The organism is Kitasatospora sp. MY 5-36 (assembly GCF_001182915.1).
GTDB lineage: Bacteria > Actinomycetota > Actinomycetes > Streptomycetales > Streptomycetaceae > Kitasatospora.
Genome location: NZ_LFVW01000412.1, coordinates 1 through 10,393, shown reverse-complemented (window position 1 = coordinate 10,393; position 10,393 = coordinate 1). Strand labels below are relative to the sequence as shown.

Sequence of the window (10,393 nt, the reverse complement as noted above, 5' to 3'; positions counted from 1 at the left end):
CGGCCCGCCGGTGCCACCCCGCACGCCAGAGCGGCCAGTCCCGCCACCGGCCGTCCGACCCCGGGCAAAGCGCCCGTCACCGCCGCGCCCGCCGGCGACCAGCAGGCCGCGATCGGCAGCCCCGGCAAGGACGGTGGCGCCGTCACGGCGGCGGCGAAGAACCTCCAGCTGACGGCGTACGACCCGGCGGGCGGGACGGCGGTGCTGTCGGCGACGGGGCCGGGCGCCACGGCCCCGACCTCGCCAAGTGCCGTCCCCGGTACCGGTCCTGCTGCCTCTCCCAGTGCCGTACCGAGCGCCGTACCGAGCACCGCTCCCAGTGCCGCCCCCAGTGCGGCCGCCGCCGCCGTCCAGCCCGGGCAGCTGATCGCCAGCCCGCCCACCGCCGCCGCACCGCAGGGCGCACTGGTCGCCGTCACCGGCGTCCGCCCCGGCGCGGGCAACACACTCGCCCTGACCACCCGCCCGGCCACCCTGGCCGAACTCCTCGGCGGCACCGAGGCCGACGGCAACGTCCCCGTCGACCCGCACGGCATCACGGTGACCCCGCTGGTCAAGGACCTCAAGGCCACCGCCGGCCTGACCGGCAACGGCGTCCAGGCCGACGCCTCCGGCACCCTGGAGGTGAACCTCAAGGCCCCCGTCCCGCTGCCCGACGGCGCCAGCCTCGACGCCTCCGGCTCGCTCCAGCTCCACCCGGCCGTCCACTTCGCCTACCACGGCGCCGCGGCCGGCAGTCCGCGCACCGCCTCGATCGGCTTCGACCTCGGCGCCCACGCGCAATGGAAGGTCACCGGCGACGCCGCCCGCAGCACCGGCGCGGCGCCCATCCGGGTGCCCTTCGCCAAGCTGCAGGCCAGCCCGGTGCTGACGGTCGCCGGCCTGCCGGTGGTCGTCAACCTCGGCCTCACCTGCTACCTGGAGGTCAGCGCCGACGGCCAGGTCCACCTGGAGGCGGAGCAGGACGCCACCGGCACCTGGGCGGTCCGCGCCGACTACACCGGCGGCAAGGGCTGGACCCCGGTCACCAACGCCGACACCAAGGTCACCCCGGTACACGTGCGGCTCAACGGCAAGGCGGGCGTGCGGGCCGCGCTCGGCGCCGAGATCAGCCTCGGCCTGTACGACACCGTCGGCGTGGAGGCCACCGTCGCCCCCTACCTGCGCGCCCAGGCCGAGGGCTCGCTGGTCGCCGACTCCTCAGGCAAACCGCCTCAGGTGCAGGGCAGTTGGTCGCTGGTCGGCGGCGTCGACCTGAACGGCTCGCTGCTCGCCCACCTGAAGGTCTTCGGCACCCCGATCATCGAGGGCAAGCTGCCGCTGCCGCCCTTCCACCGGGAGTGGCCGCTGCTCGGGGGATCGGCGACGCTGCCCGCGCCGCAGCACAGCTGATCCGACGTCACTTCGTGGGCCCCTCCGCCGGGTTGTCCGGTCGAGGGGCCCTCGTCGTGGGTAGGCTCGGGTCGAAGCTCGGGCCTGAGTTCGAACCGGTCGGAGGGGGTGCGGGGGCGGGATGCGGAACAGACAGGTGGCCTACGGCGTTTCGGTCGCCCTGGTGTGGGCGGTGTCGCTGACGCTGTACGCCGCCACCGGGATCGGCTGGTGGGCGGCCGTACCGGCGGGGCCGGCCGTGCTGGTGCTGCTGGCGGTCCTGTGGCCGCGGCGGCGGGGGAGCGGGGCCGGGCGGGGAGGGGATGTCGCCTCGTGGGGCGCGCCCCGCTCCGCGGCCGGGTCGGCGCCCGGCCGGGCGGCCTCGCTGCCGGAGAGTTCGGTGGTCTGGGAGATGGGGGACCCGGCCGGCCCGCCGGTCGTCAAGGGCCCTGTCGCCGGAAGCGCCGTCCTCCCGGAGCGGATCGACTCCACCGAGCGGGACGACGACCTGGTGATCGTCGGGAGCGGTGCCGCCTCCCGGTACCGTCCCCTGCACGAGTACGCCCAGGACCCGCTGACCCCGGCGGCCGCCGAGACCGTCGCCACGGGCCTGGAGCGGCTGTTCCTCCGCCTCGGCCCGCCGCCGGGCTCCGCCCACGGCCCCGACCAGTCCGCCCCCGCACCCCGAGGTGACGACCGGTGACCACCCCCGAGGAAGGCCGCCTCCGCCGCCCGACGGCCCTGGAGATCGCCACCCAGTGGGCCCAACTCCCGCCCGAGCACCTGCGGGTGGCCCTGGAGCACCTCGAACTGGAACTCCAGCGCGAGCACGCCAGGGAGACGGCCAGGGAACGCCACCGGGCGTCCCTCGAAACGGTCCGCCTCAAGGAGGAGCACGCGACCGAGCGCGCCCGGATCGCGGCCCGGGAACGCCGCGACCAGCGCGCCCACCAGCTCTACGTCGGCGGCCTGGTGGCCGGCTTCGTGCTCGCCGCCGGGATGCTCGTCGGCTCGGTGCTCGTCGGCCTCGACGGCCGCCAGTGGCTGGCCGGCCTGCTCGCCGGGCCCAGCCTGATCGCCCTGCCGGTGGTCTTCGTCCTGCGCCGCAGCGACCGCCCCACCGCCCGCCCGCGCCCCCTCCCGCCGCCCTCGTTGCCGGACCAACTCCCGGGCGACCAACCGGCGTAGCCGGGGGCGGGTGCCCTCGCCGGGTTGGTCCTGCGGCGTCCGCCGTGGTGGAGGCGTGTCGTGGATTCCGGAGCGCCCCGCCGCCGTGGAACCGGGCGGCCGGCGGCGCCCCGGAGCGGTGCGTCAGGTGCCGCTGGTCGGGGTGTCGTCCTTCTTGACGCCCAGGAGGATCTGGTCGAGCACCGAGACGTCCGGGGCGGCCGGGTCCTCGTCCACGCCGCCGTCGAAGACCACGTAGCCGCCGCCCTTGGCGGGGAGGGCGGCCAGCAGGACGAAGCCCTGGGTGCCGTCGGTGTTGGTGATGTGCCAGCGGGTCGCGTACCCGGCCACGCCGGCCACGGTGATGGTGCCCGAGCCGTAGTCGGTCTGCGAGGCCATGCCGCTGAAGATCTGCTTGGCGACCGTCGGCATGGCGGCGTCGGCGGCGGCCTTGGGGGTGTCGCCCTGGACGGTGTTCTTCTCCACCGAGAACCGGCCGCGGATGCACGCCTTGCCGTTCGCGCAGGTGTAGCGGCCGCTGCCGAGGTAGACCGACCACTGCGGGGTGTCGGTCGCGGAGACCTCCCAGCCCTCGAACACCGGCAGGGTGATCGAGTGCTGCTTGTCCGCGACGGTGCTCCGGAGGACCGGGGCGGGCTTGGGCGTGGACGGCTTCGGGGCGGGGGTGGGGCTGGTCGTCGGGCCGGTGCTGCTGGTGACGGGGACGGTGGGGTCGGTGGTCGGGGCCGCCGCCGGGTCGCCGCCGTGGCTGAGCGCGATCCCGGCGACGCTGCCGCCGATCGCGAGGACGCCGACCGCGATGCTGATGAGCACGCCGGGCTTGACCCGCTTGGGAGTCGGGGCCGGGGGCGGGTAGCCGGGGCCGGGCTGTCCGTAGCCCGCGCCGGGGTAGGCCTGCTGGGACGGGTGAGCCGGGTAGGCCGGGTACGCCTGCTGCGCCGGGTACGCCTCCTGGCCCGGGTAGCCGTAGGCGCCCTGGGCCGGCCGGACGTCGCCGGTCCAGGCGTTGCCGTCCCACCAGCGTTCGTGGCCCGGGGCGCCGTCCGGGCCGGGGACCGGGTACCACCCGGGAGGCGTCTCGTTGTTCACGGCCGTACGCTACCCGGCGGTGCGCCGCCCGGGCCGGGGAGGGGTGCCGCGCCCGCCGGCACCTCGGCGGGCGGTGGCCGCGAGGGTCACGGCCGTGGTCGTGGCGAGGGCCGCCCAGGCGGCGGTGAAGCCGTGGGTGGTGTCGCGGAGCAGCCCGAGGGCGGGCGGGACCACGACGACGGCCACCTGGTTGACCGCCATGACCAGGCCGAGGGCGAAACCGGTCCGGCCGGGCGGCGCCGACTCCGCCAGGTGGGCCACCCAGGGGCCGTACCAGCCGATCCCGAAGAAGCCGAGCCAAGTGAACAGGACGGCGGCCGCGGCGGGGGACCGGCCAGCCGGCGTCGTCAGGACCACCAGCCCGGCCACCACCGCGGCCAAGCAGACCAGGACGGGCCGGAACCGCCCGGCGCGGCTCCGGTCGCTCCAGGCCGCCAGTGCGATCCGGCCGACCGCCCCCGCGACCTGGACCGCCACCAGGACGGCGGCGCCGGGGCCGGGGCCGAGGGCCGTCACGTCGTGGAGGTACAGGGCGCCGAGCACGCCGATGCCGCTGTGCACCGAGACCAGGGCCAGGCCGGAGAACAGGATCCTGGCCATGGCCGGTTCACGGAGGATCCGCAGCCGGGCGCGGACGGAGGCCGTCGGTGCCACGGGGCCCGGGGCAAGGCTACGAGCCGGGGCGGGAGCGGGGCGTACCGGCGGGGCGGTCGGCGGGCGCCGGTAGAGGGCCGTGAAGAGCCCGGCGCCCAGGAGCGCGACCAGCCCGCCGACCACCAGTGCCGCCCGCCACCCGTACGCCACGGCCACCAGCGGCAGCACGGCGGCGGCGAGCGCCCCGCCCAGCGGCAGTCCGGCCTGGCGGACGCCCATGGCCAGCCCCCGCTGGGCCGGGTCGAACCAGGAGGCCACCGACTTGCTGCCGCCGGGCTGCACGGTGCTGTACCCGGCGCCGACGGCCAGCAGGACGGCCAGCAGGGAGGCGTACCCCTGCGCCAGGCTGCCGAGGAGCAGGGCCGCGGCGACCACGGCGGCGCCGAGGCCGACGACCCAGCGCTCGTTGTACCGGTCCAGCAGCTCGCCGGCCACCAACAGGCCGACCAGCGGCACCAGTTGGGAGGCCGACAGGAGCAGGCCGAGTTGGCTGGTGCTGAGGTCCAGCGCGTGCTGCAGGGGGACGGCCATCGCCCCGATGCCCTGGACGAAGAAGCCGGAGGCGGCCTGGGTGACGGTGGCGACGGCCAGGACCACCCAGCGGTACCGGAGCGGGCGGGCGGTGTCCCCGGGAGCCGCCGGTGCGGAAGTCGTCGGATCGGAAGTCGGTGAGGTGGAAGTCGCCGGTGCGGAAGGCTTTCCGGTGTCGGTGTGCTGACGCATGCCCAGCAGCCTGCTGTCATGGTCTTATGCACCTCAACCCTTACGGCGAGAGCGCCGTGCACCTGGCCGCGGCCCTGGCCAACCGGCGCCCCGGGACCGCCGAGGAACTGGCGGACCGCTGCCGCGCGGCCGGGCTGGTGGTCGACGGGCCGGTCCGGCCGGCGGACCTGGCGCGCATCCTGGCTCTGCTGGACACCTGGGAGTCGGTGGTCGACGCGGCCGATGAATGCGAACGGGCCGAGCGGCTCAACCGGATGCTCGCCGCCGACGCCGCCCACCCCCGGCTGACCGACCACACGGGCGGCTGGCACCTCCACTACCGCGACGACCACCAGTCGTTCGGCGCCGTGCTGTCCACCCTGATCGCCGTCGGCACCGCCTTCCACCTGGTGGGCCGCGGCATGCGCCGGCTCGGCCGGTGCGCCGTCGCCGAGTGCGCCACCGTCTTCGCCGACACCACCCGGACCGGCCGCAAGCGCTACTGCACCCAGCGCTGCGCCAACCGCGACGCCGTCCGCCGGCACCGTCGCGCGGCGCGGCCGGCGAACGGCACGGCCCGCGCGTGACCGTCCCGGCCTCGGGAACAGGAAGTCGGCCCGGCCGACTTCCTGTTCCGACTGCCCCGGGGGCCGTGTCGGTGCCGAGGGCTACGGTGTCGATCATGACCGACTACGACTGGATCCACCGGGGCCCCATCGACTGGCTGGAAGGACGGGGCTACGGAGAGGACGAGACCGTCCTGGTGTACTTCCGGGGAACCACCCGGGCCGCCGTGGCCGACGGGCTGACCGCGCGGCACCGTCCGCCCTTCGCCCGGGGCGAGGAGCCGGCGCCCGGTGAGTGGGGCGTGATCGTGCACCCCATGCTCAACCCGTCCCGCAACGACTACGACGACATCGACTACCGCGGGCTCTGCCCCGAGGGCGCCGAACTGGTGGTGTTCGTGCCCAACCCCTGCATCGTCAAGGCCCACGGCCCCAAGGCGTACCACTACCGGGACGGCCGGATCTCCTCGTGCGTCGACTACGAGGGCGCCGAGCACGTCGGGGAGCGCTGGCCCAACGCGCTGGCCCCCCTCGTCACGGCGGCCGGGTTGGGCATCGGGGGCGAGTTCGCCGAGAGCCCGGACCACGAGCAGCGGCTCACCGCGCTGATCTGCGAGCACCTGGGCCTGCCGGCCCTGGACCGGGCCGCCATGACGGTGGACCGCGAGCTGATGGACGACTACCAGTAGGGGCCCGGCTCGTGGGGGCGCTTCCGGGCGGGACCGGTGGTGGATCGTGTACGGCACCGGCTGGATAGCATCGTCTTATGATCTCCTCCAGCGCCCGCACCACGGTCTTCGACATCGACGGCACGCTCTGCTTCGACGGGCGGACGATCGACAGCCGGATCCTCGCCGCCCTCGACGCCTGCGAGCGGGCGGGCCACCAGCTGGTCTTCGCCTCCGCCCGGCCGGTCCGCGACCTCCTGCCCGTCCTCGACGGGGCCTTCCCGACCGCCACGCTGATCGGCGGGAACGGCAGCCTGGTCTCCGTCGACGGACAGGTGCGGGCGCGGGCCGCGTTCGAGGCCGGTGAGCTCGGGCGGCTGCTGACCGAGGTCGAACGCTTCCGGGCCGGCTACCTCGCCGACGGCCCGTGGGACTACGCCTACACCGGACCGGCCGACCACCCGATCCGCGGCCGGGTCGACCAGGGCGGCCTCGCCCGCCGGGTCGAGCTCGCCGAACTCCCCGTCGTCGTCAAGTTCCTGGTCGTCGACGCGACCGACCTGGCGGCCCTCGCCGAGGCCGGCCGCGCGCTCGGGATGACCGTCAACCACCACCTCGACGAGGCGATCATCGACTTCGCCCCGGGCACCACCAACAAGTGGGAGGCGCTGACCTCGCTGGGGATCGACGCCTACAACGCCTTCGGCAACGACATCAACGACCTCGACCTGCTGCGCAACGCGCGGCACTCCGTCCGGGTCGGCGGCCACCCGGGCCTGGACGGCGTCGCCCGCGTCACCGTCGCCGCCGAACCGGAGGCCGTCGCCGCCGAGATCTCCCGCCTGGCCGAGGCACCCGTCCGGTAGTCGCCGGACGCCGCTCGCCACGCGGGCACGGCGAGCTGCCGGGTGCTTCCCGCGGTCGCCGCCGCCGTGCCCCATCAGGACCCGACGCCCGATCAAGGCGTGGGAACATCAGGGGAGATGACCGCCGTCCGGCCCCGGGGGAGACCATGTCCGCGCCCGTCGATCCGGTGCCGAGCCACCGGGCGATCGAGAACCTGATCGCGCGCTACGCCGAACTCGTGGACGACGGCGACTTCGCGGGCCTCGGCGCCCTGCTCGCCGACGCCGTCTTCGTCGGCAGCGGCGCGCCGGTACGCGGCGGCGAGGCGATCGAGGCGATGTTCCGGGAGACGGTGATCATCCACGCCGACGGGACACCGCGGACCCAGCACGTCACCACCAACGTGGCGGTCGAGGTCGACGAGCCGGCGGGGACGGCGGTCGCCCGCTCCTACGTCACCGTGCTGCAGGCACTGCCCGGGCTTCCGCTGCAGGCCGTCGCCGGGGGCCGGTACCACGACCGCTTCGCGCGCGGGGAGGACGGGCGGTGGCGGTTCGCCGAGCGGCGGGTGCGGATCACCCTCGTCGGCGACGTGAGCCGCCACCTGCGGCGGTAGGGTGCCGCCGACCGGGACGAGGAGGGGCGGGGCAGCGATGCGGGAACGGTTGGCGGGTGCGGCGCGGGCCGCGCTGGGCGGCGGGCGGCGGCTGGAAGCGGTCGAACGGCTGGCGGGCGGCAGCAAGAAGGGCGTCTACCGCCTGCGGATGGACGACGGGACGACGGCGATCGCCTACCGCTGGGACCGGACCGAGAACTACTGGCCGGCGTCCGAGGGCGACGACGACCTCGCCGACCCGTTCTCGCCCGGCCTCGGACTCGACCTGTTCGAGGCCGCGCACACGCGGCTGGACGCGCTCGGCGTCCGGGTCCCGGCGCTCCGGTTCGTCGAGCACGCCACGCACCGGGACGGCAGGAGTGCCCCGGGCACGGCCGCTCCCGCAGCCGACGACCCGGCCGACCGCACGGCCGACCTCGCGATCGTCGAGGACGTCCCCGGCGAGAGCCTGGAGAAGCTGCTCGCCCGCGACCCGCACGCCGCCGCCCCGGTCCTGGCCCGGCTCGGCGAGGCACTGGGCGCCATGCGCGGCCACCGGGCGCCCCGCTACGGGAAGGTGGCGGTGGTCGACGGGGGAGGAGCGTCGCACGGGCTGTCCTGCGAGGGCGTCGTGCTGGACCGCGCGCTGCGCGACCTCGCCGAGGCGGCCGCGCGCGACCCCCGGATCGCGGAAGCCCGGGACCGGTGCGCGGACCGGCTGCGGGCCCTGGCGGCGGCGGTGCGCCCGCGCGCCGAGTACCCGGTGGTGCACGGCGAACTCGGGCCCGACCACGTACTGGTGGACGCGGACGGCCGCCCGGTGCTGATCGACATCGAGGGCACGATGTACTTCGACGTCGAGTGGGAGCACGTCTTCCTGCGGATCCGCCTGCCCCGGGCCGACTACCGGCCGCTGGCGGCGGACGGCCTCGACGAGGACCGGCTCGCCCTCTACGCACTGGCCCAGCGCCTCTCGCTGACGGCGGGACCGCTGCGCCTGCTCGACGGGCCCTTCCCGGCCCGCGAGGCGATGGCCGCCATCGCCGAACACAACCTGCGCCAGGCCCTGCGCCTGCTCGGCGACTGAGGCCGGGTGGGGCGGATGAACCCGTGGACGGCAGACCCCCGGACCGCTCTCGCCGAGGCGGGCCTGGACGAGTGGGTCCGGTGTCGGGCAGTGGTCGTAGGCGATCAGTGGGCGGGCGACGGTGCGGCCGCTGTGCTGTTCGGGGCCGAGTCGGCGCTTGACGGACTCGATCAGGACTTCAGCGGATGCTTGCCGGGCCATGGTGTGAGGCTGCGGTAGGACGGTCGCAGGCAGGCAGGCAGGCCGGGCCGCAGACCAGGTGCGGCTTCAAGTCCCGGAACCAGCGCGAGCGCGAGCGGCTGTAGCCGGCTCGTCCGGCCGGTGCCGAGCGCCGGGAGTGTCGTGGGAGGCGGGCCGGTGGGGCAGACCCGGGAACATGCCCTGTACGTGGGCGCGGGCGAAGCGGATCCGGCGGCGCGAGGCCGGCTGGACGGCCTCCCGGGGCGGACCTGATCGCGGGCCGGCCCACAATCAGGTCCGCCCCGGTCGGTCAGCCGGTGAGCTGGGCCTGGAAGACGGCGCTGTTGAAGTACGCCCGGGCCTCGCGGATGAGGCCGGTGTCGTCCAGCTCGTAGACGTTGATGCCGGACCAGTTGACCGGTTTGCCGTCCAGGGCCACGGCCGCGCCCCGCCAGGAGACGGCGACGTGGCTGCCGACGGTGTGCGCCTCCAGCGGCGTCAGCCCGAGGAAGGGGCGGAAGCCGGGCAGGACGGAGGAGATGAAGGCGTGGATCGCGGGGCGGCCGGTGATCGGCGGCGCGCCGACCGGGTCGTGGAAGACGCCGTCCTCGGCGAAGGACCCCGCCCAGGCGTCGGCGTCGCCCTCCTGGGAGGCGCGGAAGAACTGGAGGACGGCGGGCGGCATGGCCGGGAACGTCATGGGAACTCCTTCGGGATGCGGTGACACGGTGACGTGGTGGTTTGGTTGCAGCGGTTGGAAGCGGCTCAGCGACCGGCCCCGGCCCTGACCCCGGTCCGCAGGGCGGCCAGGGCGGCGGCCGCGGTGAGCGCGACGAGGCCGCATACCCCCGGCCAGCCGAGCTGGGCGTGGAGGCGGATGCCGAGCCAGGAGCCGGCGCTGCCGCCGAGGAACGAGCAGGTCATGTAGGCGGTGTTCAGCCGGCTGCGGGCCTCCGGGCGCAGTGCGAAGATCCGGGCCTGGTTGGCGACCTGGCCGCACTGCACCGCCAGGTCCAGCAGCAGGAGGCCGGCGGCCAGCGCGACGAGGCCCGTCGCGCCGCCGGTGCCGCCGGCGGCGAGTACCGCGGCCGCGGCGAGGGTGGCGCCGGTGCACCAGGCGTTGACCCGGTCCGGGCCGTGCCGGTCGACCCGGCGGCCGGCGGCCGGGGCGCAGAACATGCTCGCCGCCCCGATCAGGGCCAGCAGGCCGAGGGCCTGGGCGCCGAGCCGGTAGGGCGGGCCGGTGAGCAGCAGGGCGAGCGCGGTCCAGGTGGCGCTGAAGCCGCCGAAGAGCGCGGCTTGGCCGAGTGCGGAGCGGCGCAGGGCGGGTTCGGTGCGCAGCAGCCGGACGGTGTCGGCGAGCAGGGCCGGGTACCGGTCGCGGACGGCGGGCGGGGTGGCGGGCAGGGCCAGGCCGAGGGCGAGTGCGAGCAGCGCGGTGAGGGCG

At 75.7% G+C, this 10,393-nt stretch carries 11 protein-coding genes and 1 pseudogene; 8 read left to right on the top strand and 4 right to left on the bottom strand.

Annotated features, from left to right (window positions below; all coding sequences use genetic code 11):
* The 3 genes from AE652_RS24800 to AE652_RS24790 all read left to right on the top strand — a co-directional run.
* Nucleotides 1-1,392: hypothetical protein (locus AE652_RS24800; protein WP_049655236.1), on the top strand; the 1,392-nt coding region annotated here is incomplete at its 5' end.
* A gap of 136 nt (nucleotides 1,393-1,528) precedes the next feature.
* Nucleotides 1,529-2,074 carry a hypothetical protein gene (locus tag AE652_RS24795; RefSeq protein ID WP_049655234.1) on the top strand — a complete coding sequence of 182 codons (546 nt, stop codon included), beginning with the start codon at nucleotides 1,529-1,531 and terminating at the stop codon, nucleotides 2,072-2,074.
* Nucleotides 2,071-2,559, top strand: a complete 489-nt coding sequence (locus tag AE652_RS24790) for a hypothetical protein (RefSeq protein WP_049655232.1) — start codon at nucleotides 2,071-2,073, stop codon at nucleotides 2,557-2,559. Before AE652_RS24795 ends, AE652_RS24790 begins: the two co-directional genes overlap by 4 nt.
* Nucleotides 2,560-2,682: 123 nt before the next feature.
* Here AE652_RS24790 and AE652_RS24785 read toward each other — a convergent pair whose 3' ends face one another.
* Both AE652_RS24785 and AE652_RS24780 read right to left on the bottom strand, forming a co-directional pair.
* Entirely contained in the window at nucleotides 2,683-3,648 is a 966-nt protein-coding gene (locus AE652_RS24785) for a DUF2510 domain-containing protein (RefSeq protein ID WP_049655229.1), read from the bottom strand.
* A 9-nt stretch (nucleotides 3,649-3,657) separates the two neighbouring features.
* On the bottom strand, nucleotides 3,658-4,899 hold the full coding sequence (locus tag AE652_RS24780; protein ID WP_049655228.1) for an MFS transporter: 1,242 nt from the start codon (nucleotides 4,897-4,899) through the stop codon (nucleotides 3,658-3,660).
* Between the two features lie 152 nt (nucleotides 4,900-5,051).
* Here AE652_RS24780 and AE652_RS24775 point away from each other — a divergent pair, with 152 nt between their 5' ends.
* From AE652_RS24775 to AE652_RS24755, 5 genes are all read left to right on the top strand, one after another.
* A complete protein-coding gene (locus AE652_RS24775; protein ID WP_049655225.1) occupies nucleotides 5,052-5,591 on the top strand; it encodes a CGNR zinc finger domain-containing protein in 540 nt (179 codons plus the stop codon).
* Between the two features lie 95 nt (nucleotides 5,592-5,686).
* Nucleotides 5,687-6,259, top strand: coding sequence for a hypothetical protein (locus tag AE652_RS24770; protein WP_234348521.1), 573 nt, complete (start codon nucleotides 5,687-5,689; stop codon nucleotides 6,257-6,259).
* Nucleotides 6,260-6,336: 77 nt separating this feature from the next.
* Nucleotides 6,337-7,104 (top strand): HAD family hydrolase, encoded by a 768-nt coding sequence (locus AE652_RS24765; RefSeq protein WP_049655224.1) that lies wholly within the window; start codon nucleotides 6,337-6,339, stop codon nucleotides 7,102-7,104.
* 146 nt (nucleotides 7,105-7,250) lie between these two features.
* Nucleotides 7,251-7,700: a nuclear transport factor 2 family protein gene (locus AE652_RS24760; protein ID WP_049655222.1), complete on the top strand. Its 450-nt coding sequence runs from the start codon at nucleotides 7,251-7,253 to the stop codon at nucleotides 7,698-7,700.
* 37 nt (nucleotides 7,701-7,737) lie between these two features.
* A complete protein-coding gene (locus AE652_RS24755) occupies nucleotides 7,738-8,766 on the top strand; it encodes a phosphotransferase (RefSeq protein ID WP_049655220.1) in 1,029 nt (342 codons plus the stop codon).
* 490 nt (nucleotides 8,767-9,256) lie between these two features.
* Here the strand turns inward: AE652_RS24755 and AE652_RS24745 are convergent, their stop codons facing one another.
* Together AE652_RS24745 and AE652_RS24740 are read right to left on the bottom strand one after the other, a co-directional pair.
* Entirely contained in the window at nucleotides 9,257-9,646 is a 390-nt protein-coding gene (locus AE652_RS24745; protein WP_049655217.1) for a nuclear transport factor 2 family protein, read from the bottom strand.
* A gap of 65 nt (nucleotides 9,647-9,711) precedes the next feature.
* Nucleotides 9,712-10,393 (bottom strand): annotated as a pseudogene (locus AE652_RS24740) (MFS transporter); the annotation flags it as partial.

Excerpts from the sequence above, each read along its gene's own strand:
- AE652_RS24765 (WP_049655224.1), top strand. The coding sequence starts at position 6,337 with ATGATCTCCTCCAGCGCCCGCACCACGGTCTTCGACATCGACGGCACG.
- AE652_RS24770 (WP_234348521.1), top strand. The coding sequence starts at position 5,687 with ATGACCGACTACGACTGGATCCACCGGGGCCCCATCGACTGGCTGGAA.
- AE652_RS24760 (WP_049655222.1), top strand. The coding sequence starts at position 7,251 with ATGTCCGCGCCCGTCGATCCGGTGCCGAGCCACCGGGCGATCGAGAAC.
- AE652_RS24755 (WP_049655220.1), top strand. The coding sequence starts at position 7,738 with ATGCGGGAACGGTTGGCGGGTGCGGCGCGGGCCGCGCTGGGCGGCGGG.
- AE652_RS24775 (WP_049655225.1), top strand. The coding sequence starts at position 5,052 with ATGCACCTCAACCCTTACGGCGAGAGCGCCGTGCACCTGGCCGCGGCC.
- AE652_RS24745 (WP_049655217.1), bottom strand. The coding sequence starts at position 9,646 with ATGACGTTCCCGGCCATGCCGCCCGCCGTCCTCCAGTTCTTCCGCGCC.